The following is an 18,726-nucleotide window of genomic DNA, read 5'->3' as shown; positions in this document are numbered from 1 at the left end:
AGTCTGGGCACCGCCCTGCTCAATCAGTTGCAAGCTGATGAGGGACGACGTCGGGCCCACGGGGGAGCGCCCCTCCCGGCTCCGTAAACGGGTCGCGATAGGATCGAGTGCGACGGTCGTCCGCGAGGCGCCGACGCACTCCCGACCATCGAGAGGACCGAAACGTGCCCGCGATCGTGATCATCGGCGCCCAGTGGGGCGATGAAGGCAAAGGCAAAGCGACCGACCTGCTCGGCAGCCGCATCGACTACGTCGTCAAGTTCAACGGCGGCAACAATGCCGGTCACACGGTCGTCGTCGGCGACGAGAAGTACGCGCTCCACCTGCTGCCGTCCGGCATCCTGACCGACGGCGTCACGCCCGTCATCGCCAACGGCGTCGTCGTCGATCTGGAGGTGCTCTTCCACGAGCTCGACGGGCTCATCGCCCGCGGCGTCGACGTGTCGCGCCTCAAGGTCAGCTCCAACGCGCACGTGATCACGCAGTACCACCGCACGATCGACAAGGTCACCGAGCGCTTCCTGGGCAAGCGCCAGATCGGCACCACCGGCCGCGGCATCGGCCCGACCTACGCCGACAAGATCAACCGCGTCGGCATCCGCATCCAAGACCTGTTCGACGAGAACATCCTGCGGCAGAAGGTGGAGGGCGCCCTCGACCAGAAGAACCACCTGCTGGTGAAGGTCTACAACCGCCGCGCGATCGGCGTCGACGAGGTGGTCGAAGAACTGCTCGGCTACGCCGAGCGGCTGCGGCCGATGGTGGTCGACTCGTCGCTCCTGCTGAACCAGGCGCTCGAGGACGGCAAGTACGTGCTGTTCGAGGGCGGCCAGGCCACCATGCTCGACGTCGACCACGGCACCTATCCGTTCGTCACGTCCTCCAATTCGACCGCCGGCGGTGCGGCCACCGGCTCGGGCATCGGCCCCAACCGCATCGACCGCGTGATCGGCATCGTGAAGGCGTACACCACCCGCGTGGGCGCCGGTCCCTTCCCGACCGAGCTGTTCGACGAGTGGGGCGAGTTCCTGCGCGAGCGCGGCTTCGAGTTCGGCACGACCACCGGGCGCCCGCGCCGCACCGGGTGGTACGACGCGCCTATCGCCCGCTACACGGCGCGCATCAACGGCGTCACCGACTTCGTGCTCACCAAGCTCGACACACTCACCGGTATCGAGCGGATCCCGGTGTGCGTCGCGTACGACGTCGACGGCGTGCGCCACGACGAGGTCCCCTCCTCGCAGAGCGACTTCCATCACGCCGTGCCGATCTACGAGGAGTTCCCCGGCTGGAGCGAAGACATCAGCGGCGCGCGCACCTTCGCAGACCTGCCGAAGAACGCGCAAGACTACGTGCTCGCTCTGGAGGCCATCTCCGGCGCCCGCATCTCGGCGATCGGCGTCGGCCCGGCCCGCGACGAGATCGTCGTCCGCCACGACCTCGTCGACTGAGCCCCTTCCTCGTACACTTGCGGCGAATGTGGCGCAAAGCGCTGCTATTCACACCATTCGGCGCAAATGTAAGGCGCATCAGAACCAGGTGCTGAGGCGCGGCGGTACCGCCGTGCGGAAGAGCCGGTCGAGGGCGTCCGCGTCGCCCTGGAGGCGGCCAGCGAGCGCCAGGCCACGCGCCAGGTCGTGCCCGAGGTACACACTGCCGAGCGACTCCACCGGGAGGGTTACGTCCGGCGCATCCGTCGTCGCCTCGACCCTGCCCTCGCCGTCCTCCACAATGAGCCGGTAGCGTCCGCCGGCGAACCCGAGCTCGTCCGCGACCTCCAGCACGAGGTCGCCGTCGCTCTCGTAGCGGCGGGAGGTCAGGGTCGCGGGCACGTCGAGGATGCGCACCCACAGGTGGTCCTGCACGCTCGTGATGCATGCGCCGCGGATGTCCTGCACCAGCAGCTGCACCGGGTCGTCGACACCGCGCGTCCACGCCTTCACCTCGGCCACCAGGTCGAGTTCGAGGAGGTAGCGCCAGAGCGCGGTCAGTGCGGCGTCGGTGGTCGCCGCCAAGTAGCGGACCTCCACCACGTGCCTCGAGAAGTCCTCCTCGCCGCCGCGGACGACGTAGCTGACGAAGCCCTCCGGTCGTCCCTGCGGGGAGTCGTAGCGCACGAGCAGGCGCCGGCCGCCGTCCTCATCGGCTTTCAGTGGCCCGATGAGCCGCTCGGCGAGGTGCCCCTCCAGGCCGATCTCGCCCGCACGGGAGGCCATGACCTCGGCGAGCACGGCGTAGCCCGTCTCGCGGTACTCCTCCGGCGTGGTGAACGACAGCCGGCCCGGTGTCGGCGCGCCGGTCCAGCGGACCCGCTTGGAGTCGATGCTCCAACCGATTGCGAAGGTGGCGGGGCCGAAGCCCCAGCGCCCGTAGATCGTCGACTCCGACACGGTGAGGATCGCCGCAGGGACGCCCAGCGCGTGCGCGGTGCGCAGCTCGGCGCCGAGCAGTGCGGTCGCGATCCCGCGGCGGCGGTGCGTGGGCGCGACGGTGACCGAGCTGATCGCCCAGGCGTCGAGGGCGGCTCCTCCCGGGACGGTGAGCGGCGCGACCCAGGAACTCACGGTCCCGATCGGCGTCGTGACACCCGCGTCGTACACGGCGGTCGTGCGTCGGCCGCCGAAGTTGCCGCGCGCCTCCTGGAGCACCTCCTCCGTCGGCCGGCGTCCGTGGAAGCCGCGAAAGTCCGCGGCGATCCAGGCGTCGAGGGCGGCCGTGTCGGTCGGGTCGACGAGCGACAGCCGGAGGCCGGAGCCGGCCAGTGCGCTCTTCGAACGCTCGTCCACGGGTGCGGTGAGGTGCGTCTCGGTCATGCGTCCACGCTAGCGGGGCCCGATGCTGCTGGGCCAGCCGTTCACCGCTCCGCGAACGGATCGGTTCCTGGCCCTCGGGCGTGGCCGTGAGCTCGGTTCCGACCGCGAACGGCCCGTGCAGTTCGAACCGATCGGCACCTGGGTAGGTCAGGGCGAGCCGTTTCTGGTACCCAGGGACCACATCCAGCGGATGAGGCACGGCTGCGCGACTCGTACCCCCGCTCGATGCGCACGCCGGCCTCTTCCGTGAGGCTGGAGAGCATGACAGCATCACCAGGTTCCTCTTCCGCCTATCCCGTGCTCCACGCTGCCGCCTTGACCAAGGCCTATGGCTCGGCCGTCGCTCTTGCCGGCGTCGATTTCCGCATCTCCGCGGGCGAGTCGGTCGCGATCATGGGTGCGTCCGGCTCGGGCAAGACCACGCTCCTGCACTGCCTCGCCGGCATCCTCAAGCCCGACTCCGGGACGGTCGTGCTGAACGCCCCGGCAGGTCCGGTCGAGGTGACGGCGCTCGGCGAGTCGGAGCGGTCGCGGCTGCGGCGCGAATCGTTCGGCTTCGTGTTCCAGCAGGGCCTGCTCCTGCCGGAGCTGACGGCGGTCGAGAACGTCGCCCTCCCGCTGATGATCTCCGGCACACCGCGCAAGGTCGCGGAGGCGCCCGCCGCCGAGTGGCTCGGCCGCCTCGGACTGGCCGGGATGGAGAGGCGCCGGATCGGCGAGTTGTCCGGAGGTCAGGCGCAACGCGTGGCCATCGCCCGCGCCCAGGTGACCGGGGCGTCCGTGGTCTTCGCCGACGAGCCGACGGGTGCGCTCGACTCGAGCACGTCGGCGGAGGTCATGGCTGCGCTGATCTCCGCCACGACCGGTCATGGCCGTTCGCTCGTCGTCGTGACCCACGATGACGATGTGGCATCGAGATGTGCTCGCGTCGTCCGACTGTCCGACGGACGCATCGTCGATGAGGTGGTGACCCGATGACGACGCTCCGGATCGCATGGCTGTTCACCCGTCGCGGGATGGACGATCGCTCGACCATAGCGCTGCCTATCGTCGCCTTCGCGATCGCCACCGCACTGCTGCTCGTCGTCGCGGGAGGGGCGCGGGCCATGTTCGCGTGGAATGACGAATTCGGGCCCACCTACCAGGCGCTCGGGGTCGTCGGCTTCGCCCTCCTGACCGTGCCCCTCATCACCCTCGGAGGCTCGGCGGCGCGGCTGTCGGCGCGGCGACGGGACGACCGTCTCGCGGGGCTACGACTGCTCGGTGCCACGCCCGCCATGGTCGCGGCTCTCACCGTGATCGAGTCGACAGTGCTTGCCGCTGTCGGCGTGGCGGCAGGCATAGTGCTCTATCTGCCCGCCTCGCGACTCGTCGGTCAGCTCCCGTTCCGCGGAGAGGCGCTCGGCGCCAACGCCTACCTTCCGGCCGGATGGGTCGCGCTCTGCGCGCTCGGTGTCGTGGTGATTGCCGCATCGAGCGCCGCGATGGGCCTGAGAGGCGTCATCGTGTCCCCGTTGGGCGTGCGTACTCGCCAGAAAGCGCCGCGGACGCACTGGGTCCGGGCCGTCATCGCCGTTGCCACCGTGAGTGCGACATTCACTGCGATGAACATGCTGATGGGCGGAGCCTTCAAATCCGTAGTGGTCATCATAGTCGTGCTCGGCGTCGGCTTCGGCGGCACGATCGCTGTGCTCAACGTGGTGGGCCCGCTGATCCTGCGGCTGATCGCGCTCATGCAGTGCCGCTGGGCCAGGACAGCCAAACGGCTGATCGCCGCCCGAGCAGTGCTGGAGTCGCCCAAAGCGGCGTGGCGACAGGTTTCCGGCGCGGCCATGACCAGTTTCATTGCGGTGTTCGCGGGAGTGGGGGTCGGCGCCACACGCCAAGAATCGGTAGCGCCGGACGTGATGATGCTGATGACAGACGTCCGCACAGGCGTCCTGGTCGTCGTGGCGATCTCGTTCCTGATGATCGCTGTGTCTGCGGGAGTAAACCAGTCGGCGGCGATCCTCGACCGGCGCGACCTGTACGTGAGCCTCGACCGGATCGGGATGCCCGTCAAGCAGATGAACGCCTCGCGCTCCCAGGCAGTGATGACTCCCCTGCTGACCACGACGATCGGCTCGGCGCTCACCGCTCTGCTCGTGATCTATCCGATCGTGAAGGATGACATGTCGGTGCTCACCTCAGGGTCCGGGCTTGTCACGATCGTCGCCTGCCTGATCGGGGGCATCATCCTCGTCTGGCTGGGGCTCGTCGCCACACGGCCCGTCCTTCGCCGGGCGTTGACCGACGGTGCGGCGACCGTCTGAGCAGATCCACGCCATGCTCCGGCCCGGTAGGGTCGGAGCATGGCTGAGAACGAGTCGACCGCGCAGGCGCTGGAGCGCCTGCGGAGCATCCGGCAGAGCATCGACAACATCGACGCGGCCGTCATCCACATGCTCGCCGAGCGGTTCAAGTTCACCCAGCAGGTGGGCGCCCTCAAGGCCGAGCACGGCCTGCCGCCCGCCGACCCAGACCGGGAGCGGCAGCAGATCGAGCGCCTCCGGGTGCTGGCGGAGGAGAGCCACCTCGACCCCGCCTTCGCCGAGAAGTTCCTCAATTTCATCGTCGCCGAGGTCATCCACCACCACGAGCGCATCGCGTCCGAGAACGGCCGCTGAGGCGTGGCCTGGGATCCCGCGGCGCTTCCCGACGCTCACGACCGAACCGTCGTCATCACGGGAGGCAACTCCGGTGTCGGCTACTTCACCGGCGAGCAGCTCGCCGGGGCCGGCGCTCGCGTCGTGTTGGCATGCCGGGACCCCGAGCGGGCCGAAGCCGCAGTGTCGGCGATCCGGCGGCGCGTGCCGCGTGCGCGGGTGGAGGCCACTCCGCTGGACGTGACGGACCGCCGGTCGGTCGACGCCCAGGCGGCGATTCTGCTCGAGCGCGGGAAGGTCGACGCTCTGGTGCTCAACGCCGGCATGGTGCACCCGCCGCGCGAGCGCCGCACCGACGCCTCCGGCAACGAGCTCGTCCTCGCGACGAATGTGCTCGGCCACTTCCGGCTGGTCGCCCGCGTCCTCCCGCTGTTGGAGGCCACCGTCGGCGCCCGTGTCGTCACTCTCGGCTCCCTCGCGACGCGGCTTTCGCGCCTGCGACTGGACGACCTCCAGCTGGAGCGCGCATACACGTCGTGGCGCGCGTACGCCGGCTCGAAGATCGCCGCCCAGGTGTTCGGCTTCGAGCTCGAGCGGCGGCTGCGGGCGGCCGGGAGCGGCGTCACGAGTATCGTCGTCCACCCCGGCTACTCGACCTCCGGGCGCACTCCCGGCGTGCGCGGGGTCAACGAGCCCACGCGGGCGACGCGCTTCGTGGACAACCTCCAGGCGGCCTGGTCGCAGGGCAAGGACCACGGAGCCTGGGCGCCGGTTCGGGCGGTGCTCGACCCCGACATCACCGGGGGAGACTACCTCGGTCCGGTCGGCCGAACGAAGGGCCTCCCGACGCACGCGCGTCCGACGCGCAGTTCGCGCTCGCCGCGGACCGGGGCCTTGCTGTGGCCGCTCCTGGAGGCCGCGGCGGACCAGCCGTTCCCGGTGAGCTAATCGTCGGCGACGACGATCGAGAGCAACCGGTGGCCCCCCGGTACGGCGGCGCGCAGCGCGTCCCGTGCGGCCGCATAATCCGGGCCGCTCGCCTCGAGCTCGGTCACGGCGGCCTCCCGGATCACGGCGGTGCCGATGACGCGGCCGCCGCGCGGCATGGCGTTGTGCACCCGCAGCAGCTCGAAGCCGTCGGGAACCTGCTCGACGACGAGCTCGCGCGCCGTCACGGCATCGTCCGCCTCGGCCGTGAGCTCGCGGGTCTCGAAGCTCTGGGTCAATCCGGTCAATCTCATCGGACGCAACGCTACCCGATCGGCCCGGCCATCGAGCTCAGCCCGCTGCGACGCGGCCGACCTTCTCTGTCTTGTCCCAGCGGGCCTCGGCGCCCGCCAGCTCCTTGACGTAGGAGTGGAACGCGATGGCGCACAGCAGCGATCCGTATCCCGCCAGGTAGATGAGGGCGGGCGCGAGCCAGCGTCCGGCGCGCGTGCGCTCGGCGCGCCGGGCGAGCCACGCCACGACCATCGAGAACGGAATCCAGATGTGGATCGCGAGGGTGAGGGCGAACAGCGTCGCGGTGCTGAGAGTGATCGCGGCGATGAACGGCGCGTCGGGGGACTGCGCGTGCGCGCGCAAGCACGGTGCCGCACGCGTCGACGTAGCCGGCGAACGGTCGGAAGTCGAGCTCCTCGGCCAGGCTCGTGCGTGGCACAAGCCCAGGGGCCGAGCAGCCGCCTCCGATCAGCTGCGCGCCGGTCCCCCGAGCGTGCCGCCCGCGGCCAGCCGCATCAGGTCGGAGCCGAGGTCGATCCCGAGCTCGTTGCCTCCGGCAGAGCCGAACTCGTGCTGGTAGCTGTCCCAGGACGTGTCCTTGATCCGCGCCTCCACGCCGGTCTCCATGAGCACGACGAGCTCGCGCGCGGCCCGGTCGATGCGTTTGCCGAGGGAGTTGTCCTGCCAGTCCTCCGTCGCGGCGAAGACCGACGTCGGGGCCGTCATGGTGCGCAAGAACGCGAACATCGACCGCATCTGCTCGTCGACGACCAGCGCGTGCCGGGCCGTCCCGGCCGTCGCGCCGAGCACGACGGGCTTGGCGATCAGCAGGTCGTTGTCGAGCACCTGGAAGAACGAGGTGAACAGCCCGCTGGGGCCGGCCTTGTAGACCGGAGCCGTCGCGATGATCCCGTCGGCGGCGGCGAGCTTCTCGATCGCCGCCGTGAACTTCGGCCCGAGGTGACCGGAGGCCAGGGCTCCGGACAGCTCCGGAAGCAGCTCGCGGAGATCGAGGTGCCGCGTCTCGACGGTGCGGCCGTCGCGCTGGGCCGCGGCCTCCACCCGAAGGCTGAGCCGGTCGGCGAGCAGCTTGGTGGACGACGGGTCGCTGACGCCCGCGTTGACGACGACGACCCGGAACGGTCGCAGGTCGCTGCTGGTCATGATGTCCTTCTTTCGGATGCGCTGTCGGCTCAGAGTGCGGGGTACTCGGCGTGGAACTCGTCGGCCGAGTCCTGATACGGGGAGGCGCCGGTGACGTTGTCGCCCCGGTTGGCGTTCGGGCGTGGCTGGCGAGGCGTGGCGTCGCCGTACTTGGCGCGCACCAGCGACTCGTGGGTGGGCGCCTCCGGGGCTTGCGGGTCCTTGCGGGCCTCGGTCTCCTTGCGGAGCACCGGCACGACCTCCTCGCCGAGCAGGTCGAGCTGCTTGAGGACGGTTTTGAGCGGCAGCCCCGCGTGGTCCATGAGGAACAGCTGTCGCTGGTAGTCGCCTGCCCACTCGCGGAAGGTCAGCGTCTTGTCGATGACCTCCTGCGGGCTGCCGACCGTGAGCGGCGTCGCGTCGGTGAACTCCTCCATCGTCGGGCCGTTTCCGTAGACCGGAGCCTCGTTGAAGTACGGGCGGAACTCGTTCTTGGCGTCCTGCGAGTTCTTGGCGATGTACGCCTGGCCGCCGAGCCCGACGATCGCCTGCTTGGCGGAGCCGTGACCATAGTGCTCGAAGCGCTCGCGGTAGAAGGCGATCAGGCGCTGGTAGTGCTCCTTGGGCCAGAAGATGTTGTTCGCGAAGAAGCCGTTGCCGTAGTACGCCGCCTGCTCGGCGATCTCCGGGGTGCGGATGCTGCCGTGCCAGACGAACGGCGGAACGTCGTCGAGCGGGCGCGGCGTGGAGGTGAAGCCCTGCAGCGGCGTGCGGAAGCGGCCCTCCCAGTCGACGACGTCCTCGTGCCAGAGGCGGTGCAGGAGGTTGTAGTTCTCGAGCGCCAGCGGCAGGCTCTGGCGGATGTCCTGTCCGAACCACGGATACACCGGGCCGGTGTTGCCGCGGCCGAGCATGAGGTCCATGCGGCCCTTCGAGAGGTGTTGGAGCATCGCATACTCTTCCGCGAGCCGCACCGGGTCGTTCGTGGTGATGAGGGTCGTGGAGGTCGTGACGATCAGGCGCTCCGTGAGGGCCGCGATGTGTGAGAGCAGCGTCGTCGGCGACGACGAGAAGAACGGCGGATTGTGGTGCTCGCCGACCGCGAAGACGTCGAGCCCGACCTCCTCGGCGTGAGTGGCGATCTTCACGATCGCGTCGATGCGCTCCGCCTCGCTCGGGGTCTCGCCCGAGACCGGGTCGCGGGTGATGTCGCTGACGGAGAAGATTCCGTACTGCATTGCTGGCTCCTCAGGTTCGTGTACGCCGTGTCTATGCAAACGCATATAACGTCGGCGTGCTGCGAGTATTCCCGACCGACTGCTTCTGGATAGTAGTCGGCGCGCGAGCGAGGCGCCCCACGACTGCTGCGGGATCAGATGTCGGCCACGCGATCAGACTCCGGAGGCGATCAGGTAGTTGCCGCCGCGCCACTGATTGACCTCAGTGAGGTTGGAAGCGCCGGGGATCAGGGCGTACGAACCGCTCAGGGGGGCGCGCGCACGTGCTCTCAGACCGGGTTACTCGCTGTGGAGACGTAGCGGTAGACATCGCCGTCCTCAGTGAGGGGCCGGCGATCGGGGTCCAGGTGCCCTGCTTGACGGTGGCGGTACCCCTGCGGACGATGCCGTCGTCGCCGAGGACCACCCAGGAGCTGCCCACGTCGAGCTGCTTTACCCCGCCCGATCGCGAGCGACTGAAGCGTGAGCGTGTAGCCGTTGGCGGCGTTGTACGTGCAGATCGTGCCACCTTACGCCTTGGCGTCGACGTCGAGCTCCTTGACTACTCGGAGGAAAGCGGAGGGGCGAAATGTAATATTGGCGCTACGGCCAGTGGCTGACTGGGCAGTTCAGCCGGGATGTCGAGCGATGACTGAGCGATGGAGTGCCGCTTGATCGAGACCGTTGAGATGTTAGATACCGGAGATTCTCAGGTCAAATACGTCAGACTGGATGGTGTGGTGCGGCCGTGGGGGCGGACCGCGCTGTCGGCTCGGTCGAGTCGGTTCCACCCATACCCTGTCCCCCGCGTCGTCCAGCTCCCGTCTGGGCAGAGAGGTGAGTGCGTTGGCCGAGAACGACCCGAACCCTGATCGTCCCGAGCGCCGCAGTGGGCGTCGCCTGGCATCCGGCGCGGCCTTCCTCGGCCTGAGCGTGACGGCCGGTGTGCTCATCAGTGCGATGGTGACGCCCGTCATCGCCGTCGCCGGCGTCGCCGCGGAGACCGGCATCCAGCTCTTCGAGACGATGCCGGAGGCCCTGACTCCCGACGCGCTCGCGCAGACGACCGACATCTATGCGAGGAACTCCGCGGGCGAGCCCGTTCTGCTGGCCTCGGTCTACGAGCAGAACCGCAAGAGCGTGCCGTGGGAGGCCGTCTCCCTTTTCGTCAAAGACGCCGTGGTCTCGACGGAGGACCCGCGGTTCTTCAGCCACGGGGGCGTCGACATCAGCTCGACGCTGCGTGCCGCGATCGGCAACGCCGCCTCGGGCGAGATCGGCTCCGGCGCCTCGACCATCTCGATGCAGTACGTCAAGAACATCCTCGTGCAGCGGGCGGAGGCCATCCGCGACAAGGAGGAGCGTGAAGTCGCATACGAGGAAGCAGTCAAGACGAGCTTGGACAGGAAGCTCCGCGAGATGCGTCTCGCAATCGGACTCGAGAAGGCTCTCACCAAAAACCAGATCCTGCTGGGCTACCTCAACATCGCTCACTTCGGCGGATCGGTTTACGGCATCCAGGCGGCCGCTGAGTACTACTACGGCGTGAACGCGTCAGATCTCACCCTCGCGCAGGCCGCCTCACTCGTGGCGATGGTCAACGAGCCGAACGGGCTGCGCATCGACGACCCCGACAACATCGGGGACAACAAGTTCCGGCGCGACAAGGACGTTCTGGCAGCGATGCTCCAGCAGCGCACCATCACGCAGGCGCAGCACGATGAGGCGGTCGCGACGCCGATCGAGCCGCGGATCACCCCGCCGTCCATCGGCTGCCAAGCCGCCAACCCGCTCGGCGCCGGGTTCTTCTGCGACTACGTGCAGCGCGTCATCGAGAACGAGAAGGTGCTCGCCGATCCGAAGGACGCGAAGTTCAGCAACCTGAGGCGAGGCGGCTACGACATCTTCACCACGCTCGATCTCGACCTCCAGGCCGAGGCCGTCAGCGCGGTCGACGCGTACGTCCCGCACAGCACGGAGGTGCTCGACATCGGCTCGTCGCTGGTGACCGTCGAGCCGGGCACCGGACGCATCCTCGCGATGGCGCAGAACAAGGACTTCAACGCCGATCCCGACGAGGCCTCCGCAGGAAATACGGCCGTCAACTACGGAGCAGACTACGACTACGGCGGATCGAGCGGCTTCCAGGCCGGCTCGACCTACAAGGTCTTCACGCTCGCGGAGTGGCTCAAGAATGGCCGGTCGCTCGGCGACGTGGTGAACGGCGATGCGCGGCCTCTCAACCTGTCCACCTTCAAGGACAGCTGCCAAGGATCGGGCTCCGGGTCGTACTCCCCGAAGAACGACGGAGCGCAGCGCCCCGGCAACATGTCGGTGCGCGCGGCCACGGCCGGCTCGGTCAACGGCGCGTACTTCTCCATGGCCCAGAAGTTGGACCAGTGCGAGATCCGCAAGACGGCGGAGGCGTTCGGCCTGAAGCGCGCCGACGGCAAGGAGCTGACCTCGTACGTCTCCGATGTGCTCGGGACCAATGAGGTGTCGCCGGTTCGGATCGCCTCCGCGTTCGCGGCCATCGCCAATAAGGGTGTGTACTGCTCGCCGGTGGCGATCGACCGGATCGTCGCGCCGGACGGGTCGGAGGTGTCGGTTCCGACGAGCGCGTGCTCCGAGGCGGTCGCACCGGAGGTCGCTGCGACCATGGCGTCGGCGCTCACCAGCGTGATGCAGGGAGGCGCTACCGGCGCGCTGTCCAACCCGCACGACGGCGTGCCCGTCTTTGGCAAGACCGGAACGACCGACTCCGAGAAGGACACCTGGTTCGTGGGCGCGACGACGAAGCTCGCGACCGCGGTCTGGGTCGGGAACGTCACCGGGGATGTCTCGCTGCGGCGTTCGAAGGTGGGCGGCATCCAGGCCGACACCCTCCGTCACCGGATCTGGAAGGAGTACATGACCGCGGCTAACACCAAGTACCGCGGGGGTGAGCTGCCCGACGCTGTGTCCCGCCCGGTGCGCGACTGACGCCGGGTCCGTTTTCCGCGAGTCGCGCGTCGGCGATGAGCAGTACTCTCGACGAGTGAAGGTCGCACTGCAGTTCGTCGCCATGGGGCTGGTCTGGGGTGCCAGCTTCCTGTTCATGAAGGTCGCGCTCGAGGGCGTCTCGTTCGGGCAGGTGGCGTGGGCACGGCTGGTGTTCGGCGCGCTGACCCTCGGGATCATCGTGCTCGCGACCCGCAGCCGCCTGCCGCGGCAGCCGATCGTGTACCTCCATTTCGTGGTCGTCGCGTTCACGTACTGCGTCGTGCCGTTCCTGCTCTTCGCGTGGGCGGAGCAGTACGTGTCGTCGAGCCTCGCGAGTATCTACAACGCGGTGACGCCCATCACCACGGCGATCCTCGCGACCGCCGCCTTCCGCGTCGAGAAGCTCAACCGCGACCAGGTGCTGGGCGTGCTCGTGGGCGTCGTGGGCGTCGTCGTGGTCATCGGGCCATGGTCGATCGCAGCGCTCTCCGGGAGCGTGTGGGGGCAGCTGGCGTGCCTCGGCGCCGTGACCTGCTACGGCTTCAGCTTCGGCTACATCCGGCGCTTCATCAGCCACCGGGACATCCCCGCGACCACCGTCGCCTTCCTCAACATCGGGATCGCGGCGGCGATCATCCTCGTGCTCACGCCGGTGATCGCCCTATCGCCGATCGAGTTCAGCTGGCCGGTGTTGCTCAGCCTGCTGGCCCTGGGAGCTCTCGGCACCGGCGTCGTCTATATCTGGAACATGAACGTGCTGCGGGCCTGGGGACCCACTGCGACCTCCGGCGTGACTTATGTGACTCCGGTCGTCGGAGTCGCGCTCGGAATCCTGGTGCTCGGCGAGCACCTGAGTTGGAACCAGCCCGTCGGCGTCGTGATCGTGCTCGGCGGGATCCTGCTGACACAGCAGCGCGTCCGGCTCTTCACGCGCCGTCAGGCCGAACTCGTCGCCCAGGCCGACTGACCGATCGAACTGACGGGACACGCCGTCTCGGTCGCTACCGAGACGGCGTGTCCTGTCAGTTCTATGTCGGGCTCAGGAGACAGTCGGGCCGAAGTGCTCCGGGAGGGTCGAGCGGTGCACGCCGCGGAGCTCCTCCAGGCCGATCGTGAAGAGATCCTGCACCTCGAGGACCGGCTGAGTGCCGACCTCGGCGTCCGTCACGCCGATGCGCAGGAGCGGGACGCCGCGGCCGTCGCACAGGCCGCGGAACTTCACGTCGTCCTCCCGTGGCACCGACACGATGACGCGTGCCGTGGACTCGCTGAAGAGGGCGGTCGCGGTGTCGACGCCGTCGCGCTCCTGCAGCTCGCCCAGCCAGACGCGGGCGCCCACGCCGAAGCGCATGACGCTCTCGGCCAGCGCCTGGGCCAGACCGCCGTCGGCGAGATCGTGGGCCGACGAGACCAGGCCCTCCTGCGACGCGGCGTGCAGGGTCTCGGCCAGCGTGCGCTCAGCGGCCAGATCGACCGCCGGCGGGCGGCCGCCGAGGTGGCCGTGCACGGTGCCGGCCCACGCGGACCCGTCGAGTTCTTCGCGTGTGATGCCGAGCAGGTAGATGTTCTCGCCTTCGTCCTGCCAGCCAGCCGGGATGCGACGGGCGACGTCGTCGATCACTCCGAGCACGCCGACGACCGGCGTCGGGAAGATCGGGGTGTCGCCGGTCTGGTTGTAGAAGGAGACGTTGCCGCCGGTGACCGGCACCTCCAGTTCGAGGCAGGCGTCGGAGAGTCCCTCGACCGCCTGCGAGAACTGCCACATGACCTCGGGGTTCTCCGGGCTACCGAAGTTGAGGCAGTCGGTGACCGCGACGGGCACGGCGCCGGAGGCGGCGACGTTGCGATAGGCCTCCGCGAGGGCGAGCTTGGCGCCCTGCTTCGGGTCGAGCTGGCAGTAGCGGCCGTTGGCGTCCGTCGCGATGGCGAAGCCGAGGCCGCTCTCCTCGTCGACGCGGATCATGCCGGAGTCGTCCGGGAAGGAGAGCGCCGTGTTGCCGCCGACGAAGTAGTCGTACTGGTCGGTGATCCAGCTCTTGTCGGCGAGGTTGGCGCTGCCGAGGAGGGCGAGCGTCTGCTCGCGCAGTTCGTCGCCGGAGGTCGGGCGCGCCAGCACGGACGCTGAGTCGGCCCGGAGGGCGTCGATCCACGCGGGGTAGGCCACGGGCCGCTCGTATACCGGCCCGTCGACCGCGACGGTGCGCGGGTCGACGTTGACGATCTCCTCGCCATGCCAGTTGATGACGAGGCGTCCGGTGTCGGTGACCTCGCCCAGCACGCTGATTTCGACGTCCCACTTGGCGGTGACGGCGAGGAACGCGTCGAGCAACTCTGGCTTGACGACGGCCATCATCCGTTCCTGGCTCTCGGACATGAGGATCTCCTCCGCCGTGAGCGTGGGGTCGCGCAGCAGCACGCTGTCGAGCTCGATGAACATGCCGCCGTCGCCGTTGGACGCGAGCTCGGAGGTGGCGCAGGAGATGCCGGCGGCGCCCAGGTCTTGGATTCCCTCGACGAGCTTGTCGCGGTAGAGCTCGAGGCAGCACTCGATGAGCACTTTCTCGGCGAACGGGTCGCCGACCTGCACAGCGGGGCGCTTGGTCGGGCCTCCCGCCGAGAACGTGTCGGAGGCCAGGATGCTCGCGCCTCCGATGCCGTCGCCGCCGGTGCGCGCACCGAACAGCACGACCTTGTTGCCGATGCCGGAGGCGTTGGCGAGGTGCAGGTCTTCGTGGCGGAGCACACCGACGGAGAGGGCGTTGACGAGCGGGTTGCCCTGATACACCGGGTCGAAGTAGGTCTCGCCTCCGATGTTCGGCAGGCCGAGGCAGTTGCCGTAGAACGAGATGCCCGAGACGACGCCGTGGACCACCCGGGCGGTGTCGGCCTGGTCGATGGCACCGAAGCGCAGCTGGTCCATGACTGCGACGGGGCGCGCGCCCATCGAGATGATGTCACGCACGATGCCGCCGACGCCGGTCGCGGCCCCCTGGAACGGCTCGATGTACGACGGGTGGTTGTGCGACTCGACCTTGAAGGTGACGGCCCAGCCCTCGCCGACGTCGACGACGCCGGCGTTCTCGCCCATGCCGACCATGAGGTTCTTCTTCATCGCCGGCGACACCTTCTGGCCGAATTGGCGGAGGTAGATCTTCGACGACTTGTACGAGCAGTGCTCCGACCACATGACGGAGTACATCGCCAGTTCGCCCGACGTGGGTCGGCGGCCCAGGATCTCGCGGATGCGTGCGTACTCGTCGCTCTTGAGGCCGAGGGCCGCGTACGGCTGCTCCTTCTCCGGCGTCGCGGCGGCGTTCGCGACGGTGTCGACGACGTGCTGGATAGAGGTGTCGGTCACGCGGGCACTCCAGGCTGCTGGGCGGTGGCGGGGATGGAGCAAGTCTACCGGCGCTCGGCGCCGGCTCGGTTCCTGGGGATCCCCTCGGAGCTTTCGTCCCCTTCCTTGCAAAATGCTTGTAATAGAAATATAAAGCTTAATGCGGAACAACAAAAATACAATATGACAAGGAGTAGACGATGATGACGACGACGAGTCCACCCGGAGTGGGGCGATCGAGAGCGCTCGGCGCCACGATCGCGCTGGCGATCGGCGCACTGGTCGCCGCCGATGCGGCGACACCCCACACGGCGCACGCCGCGCAGACGGCCCCGAGCGGCCTTCCCATCCAGCTCTCGACGACCACGGGATCCACGCTCATCCGGTCGCTCACGGTGCCGGCGGACGCCCGGATCACGTACACGATGGGCGCGGGGCTGTACACCTCGGAGACGCGCCTGGTGGTCTACCTCGACGGCAAGTACATGAGCGAGACCTACGGAGGCCGTGCCTACAACTCCGCTGCGGTGACCTCCGACGGTGTGACGACGGTCACCGTGCCGGTCAGAGTGAAGCTGGGACAAAAGGTCTCCATCGTCCTCGCCGAAGGCAGACCGGGCGAGGCGCACTCGAACGACCGCGTTCTCGCGTCCACGCGCGGGGGCGATGTGTCCGACGTGGCGATCGCCTCAGACGGGCGGCTGACATTCACGATGAGCGAGGCGAAGTTCACGTCGGACGACCGGGTCGTTGTGTGGCTGGACGGCAAGTACCTGGCTGAGACCCACGGCGGCAAGGCCTTCTACGCGAAGGCGAGTCGCGCGAACGGTCAGGCGATGATCTCGATCGGGAAGACCATCGCACCGGGGCAGACGATCGAAATCGGCGTCGCGCCCGGCAAGCCCGGACAGCCCCTCGTCCGGGCGGACTCCCGCATCATGGCCACAGTGGGTGCGACGACGGCCTCGCAGGTGCTCACCGACCAGGTGACGTCCACTCTGACGATCGGATCCCGCGGCGACGCGGAGGCCGACAGGATCCGCGAGAACCGGTGGTACAGGCACAGCGTCCTGGAACCGGCCGGCCGCTATGTCACCGCGGGCCAGAAAATCGAGATCTCGCTGCCCAGCGACGCCACCGGCGTCAAGGTCGCCATCGGCCAGTACGGGGTGCACTCCGGGGTCAACGACCGCAAAGACGTCGGGGTCAAGCTGACCGACGTGGCGGGTGGTACTCGCACCGTTGTGGCCGACCGCGACGGCCTGGTGTCTCTGGTGAAGACGACCACCGGAGCCGTCTCCGCGAAGGTCACAGGAGGCGTCCCTGTGCCGACCTTCACCCTCGGACAGACCACATCGGCTGATTTCGCGATCCAGGCGGAGAAGTTCGAGACGTCGCCGTTCGTCGTGGTGGGCGGGGAGCGGGTGGTGTCGATGCTCCAGCGCTCGACCATCGCTTCGCTGCTCCCGTCCGTGACGGACGAGCGCGTGCGGTCGTGGGACCGCGCGGTCGAGATCATCGACGCCGAGTACGGACTCGACACGGCCGCGACCGGCACCCACCATAAGTCGCCTGGGCGGATCCTGATCGCGAACCCGGACGAAAACGGCGCAAACAACGGCTACGCCTACGCGACCCACGACCGAGTCATCTTCCCCAATATCTTCGGCGCCGGAGCGGACCTGTTCACGAAGCCGATCACCGACCAGTGGGGACTCTGGCACGAGATCGGGCACACGTATCAAGCCCCGCAGAATCGCTGGACGGGCATGGGCGAGGTCACGGTGAACATCGCATCGCTCGCCGTGCAGCGCGCGCTCGGGGTGCAGAGCAGCCTCGAGACCGGACGCAATCCGTCATCCATTCGTGCGTACCTGGCGCAGCCGGACGCCTCGCGAGTGTACGACGCGCAGACCGACTATTTCGTCAAGCTGGCGATGCTCGATGGGCTGCGCGTGATCGCGGGAGATCACTTCTACCCGCAACTGAACCAGAACTACCGGGAGAACCTCGCGCAGGCCAACTCAGCCAAAACGGACGATGCGAAGGCGCAGTACTTCATGGTCATGGCCGGATCGGTCGCCGGCGCGAACCTCGCGGACTACTTCACGAAGTGGGGGATGAAGCCGAACGCGAGCACGCAGGCCGCTCTGGCGACGTTCCCGACTCCATGAGACACGGGTTCGGCTCGACGGGGTCCCGGCTGCTGCCGGGACCCCGTCCTGTGCGGCAGGACCCGGACCTCGACGTGGAATGATGTGGGCAGGGCGCCCAGTGCGACTCCCGGAGCCGGACGGAGGCCGTCAGTGCAGATCCCACGACCATCGCAGGAGACGATGGAACTGTTCCGGTCGGTGGTGCCCGAGGGTCCCGGCGTAGAGATCAAGCCGATGTTCGCCAACCTCGGCGCGTTCGTGAACGGCAACATGTTCGCCGGGCTGTTCGGTGAGAGCGTCGGGGTGCGGCTGCCCGACGATACGGTACGCGAGCGCCTGCTCGCGATCGACGGGGCCGGTCCGTACGGCCCGGTCGACCGACCCATGGGAGGGTATGTCGCCTTGCCGGAGGCCTGGCGCGACGACCCGGATCGCCTGCGCGAGTGGATCGGCGTCGCGCTGGAGCAGGTCGGGGCGATGCCGCCGAAGGCGAAGAAGCCGCGCGCGCCGCGGGCTCCTCAAGGCTGACCGATGCGCCTCGGCTCGTTCGTCGACCTGTCGCACCCGCTCGGAGCCGACACGGACGTCTATCCGGGCGATCCGGAGGTGCGCCTGCAGACGCACGCGACGATCGAGGCCGACGGTTTCAACCTCCTGGCGGTGCGGATGGGTTCTCAATCGGGTACCCACGTCGATGCGCCCTTCCACTTCTCACCCGAGGGCGCCCGCATCGACGAGCTGCCGCTCGCGCTGTTCGCCGGCCCGGCCGTCGTCGTCGACGCGAGCGACCTCGGGCCGCACGGGCGGATCGAGCGGCGGCACCTCGAGCCGGTGGAGGCCGGCCTCCGCGAGGGGGTCGTCCTGCTGCTCCGCACCGGATGGAGCGGCCGTTACGGCACCGATGGGTACTACGACCACCCCTTCCTCGACGCGGGGGCGTGTTCCTGGGCGCTCGACCGCGGCGTGCGGACCTTCGGCCTCGACGCCCCGAGCATCGACGAGACTCCGGCCGCGGGACGTCCCGGTGCGGGCTACCCGTGTCACCGGCTCATCGCCGCCGCCGGTGGCGTGATCTGCGAGAACCTGACGCGGTTGGAGGCCGTCACCTTCGACGACCCGTTCGTTGCGCTGTTCCCGATTCCGCTGCAGGGCGCCGACGGGGCTCCGGTGCGTGCGGTCGCCTATCGCGTGGAGGAGTGAGGACCGCCAACC

General features: G+C 68.6%; 16 protein-coding genes. 10 read left to right on the top strand and 6 right to left on the bottom strand.

Features of this window, described 5'->3' with window-relative positions; translation table 11 throughout:
- Positions 1–164 precede the first annotated feature (164 nt).
- Positions 165–1,451 (top strand): adenylosuccinate synthase, encoded by a 1,287-nt coding sequence (locus ACPPVW_RS05910; RefSeq protein ID WP_426625594.1) that lies wholly within the window; start codon positions 165–167, stop codon positions 1,449–1,451.
- 78 nt (positions 1,452–1,529) lie between these two features.
- On the opposite strand, the gene ACPPVW_RS05905 is transcribed toward ACPPVW_RS05910, so the two are convergent.
- Positions 1,530–2,813, bottom strand: a complete 1,284-nt coding sequence (locus ACPPVW_RS05905) for a GNAT family N-acetyltransferase (protein WP_426625593.1) — start codon at positions 2,811–2,813, stop codon at positions 1,530–1,532.
- Positions 2,814–3,074: 261 nt separating this feature from the next.
- Between ACPPVW_RS05905 and ACPPVW_RS05900 the strand changes: the two genes are divergently transcribed.
- The 4 genes from ACPPVW_RS05900 to ACPPVW_RS05885 are packed head-to-tail and all read left to right on the top strand — an operon-like array spanning position 3,075 to position 6,406.
- Positions 3,075–3,791 carry an ABC transporter ATP-binding protein gene (locus ACPPVW_RS05900; RefSeq protein WP_426625592.1) on the top strand — a complete coding sequence of 239 codons (717 nt, stop codon included), beginning with the start codon at positions 3,075–3,077 and terminating at the stop codon, positions 3,789–3,791.
- Positions 3,788–5,125 carry an FtsX-like permease family protein gene (locus ACPPVW_RS05895; RefSeq protein ID WP_426625591.1) on the top strand — a complete coding sequence of 446 codons (1,338 nt, stop codon included), beginning with the start codon at positions 3,788–3,790 and terminating at the stop codon, positions 5,123–5,125. The genes ACPPVW_RS05900 and ACPPVW_RS05895 overlap by 4 nt, the downstream gene beginning before the upstream one ends.
- Before the next feature lie 39 nt (positions 5,126–5,164).
- A complete protein-coding gene (locus ACPPVW_RS05890; protein ID WP_426625590.1) occupies positions 5,165–5,479 on the top strand; it encodes a chorismate mutase in 315 nt (104 codons plus the stop codon).
- Between the two features lie 3 nt (positions 5,480–5,482).
- Entirely contained in the window at positions 5,483–6,406 is a 924-nt protein-coding gene (locus ACPPVW_RS05885; protein ID WP_426625589.1) for an SDR family NAD(P)-dependent oxidoreductase, read from the top strand.
- Here ACPPVW_RS05885 and ACPPVW_RS05880 read toward each other — a convergent pair.
- The 4 genes from ACPPVW_RS05880 to ACPPVW_RS05865 form a co-directional block, all read right to left on the bottom strand.
- Complete coding sequence (locus tag ACPPVW_RS05880) at positions 6,403–6,699, bottom strand: hypothetical protein (protein WP_426625588.1); 297 nt, start codon at positions 6,697–6,699, stop codon at positions 6,403–6,405. The two genes, ACPPVW_RS05885 and ACPPVW_RS05880, sit on opposite strands and share 4 nt — an antisense overlap.
- Positions 6,700–6,736: 37 nt before the next feature.
- Positions 6,737–7,042, bottom strand: a complete 306-nt coding sequence (locus ACPPVW_RS05875) for a hypothetical protein (protein ID WP_426625587.1) — start codon at positions 7,040–7,042, stop codon at positions 6,737–6,739.
- Positions 7,043–7,147: 105 nt separating this feature from the next.
- Positions 7,148–7,843: a CE1759 family FMN reductase gene (locus ACPPVW_RS05870; RefSeq protein ID WP_426625586.1), complete on the bottom strand. Its 696-nt coding sequence runs from the start codon at positions 7,841–7,843 to the stop codon at positions 7,148–7,150.
- A gap of 29 nt (positions 7,844–7,872) precedes the next feature.
- Positions 7,873–9,060 carry an LLM class flavin-dependent oxidoreductase gene (locus tag ACPPVW_RS05865; RefSeq protein WP_426625585.1) on the bottom strand — a complete coding sequence of 396 codons (1,188 nt, stop codon included), beginning with the start codon at positions 9,058–9,060 and terminating at the stop codon, positions 7,873–7,875.
- 825 nt (positions 9,061–9,885) lie between these two features.
- Between ACPPVW_RS05865 and ACPPVW_RS05860 the strand changes: the two genes are divergently transcribed.
- Together ACPPVW_RS05860 and ACPPVW_RS05855 are read left to right on the top strand one after the other, a co-directional pair.
- Entirely contained in the window at positions 9,886–12,021 is a 2,136-nt protein-coding gene (locus tag ACPPVW_RS05860; RefSeq protein ID WP_426625584.1) for a transglycosylase domain-containing protein, read from the top strand.
- 55 nt (positions 12,022–12,076) lie between these two features.
- Complete coding sequence (locus ACPPVW_RS05855) at positions 12,077–12,988, top strand: DMT family transporter (protein ID WP_426625583.1); 912 nt, start codon at positions 12,077–12,079, stop codon at positions 12,986–12,988.
- Positions 12,989–13,060: 72 nt separating this feature from the next.
- On the opposite strand, the gene purL is transcribed toward ACPPVW_RS05855, so the two are convergent.
- Positions 13,061–15,379 (bottom strand): phosphoribosylformylglycinamidine synthase subunit PurL, encoded by a 2,319-nt coding sequence (gene purL / locus ACPPVW_RS05850; protein ID WP_426625582.1) that lies wholly within the window; start codon positions 15,377–15,379, stop codon positions 13,061–13,063.
- Between the two features lie 179 nt (positions 15,380–15,558).
- Here purL and ACPPVW_RS05845 point away from each other — a divergent pair, with 179 nt between their 5' ends.
- The 3 genes from ACPPVW_RS05845 to ACPPVW_RS05835 all read left to right on the top strand — a co-directional run bounded on the left by ACPPVW_RS05845 (position 15,559) and on the right by ACPPVW_RS05835 (position 18,714).
- Positions 15,559–17,532, top strand: coding sequence for a M60 family metallopeptidase (locus ACPPVW_RS05845; RefSeq protein WP_426625581.1), 1,974 nt, complete (start codon positions 15,559–15,561; stop codon positions 17,530–17,532).
- Positions 17,533–17,664: 132 nt separating this feature from the next.
- Positions 17,665–18,042 (top strand): TfoX/Sxy family protein, encoded by a 378-nt coding sequence (locus ACPPVW_RS05840; RefSeq protein WP_426625580.1) that lies wholly within the window; start codon positions 17,665–17,667, stop codon positions 18,040–18,042.
- Positions 18,043–18,045: 3 nt separating this feature from the next.
- On the top strand, positions 18,046–18,714 hold the full coding sequence (locus tag ACPPVW_RS05835) for a cyclase family protein (protein WP_426625579.1): 669 nt from the start codon (positions 18,046–18,048) through the stop codon (positions 18,712–18,714).
- The last annotated feature ends 12 nt before the right edge of the window (positions 18,715–18,726 follow it).

It is taken from the genome of Leifsonia sp. McL0607 (assembly GCF_049993355.1).
Taxonomy (GTDB): Bacteria; Actinomycetota; Actinomycetes; order Actinomycetales; family Microbacteriaceae; genus Leifsonia.
The sequence above is the reverse complement of the archived record's forward strand: the minus strand, read 5'-3'. Positions and strand labels throughout refer to the sequence as shown.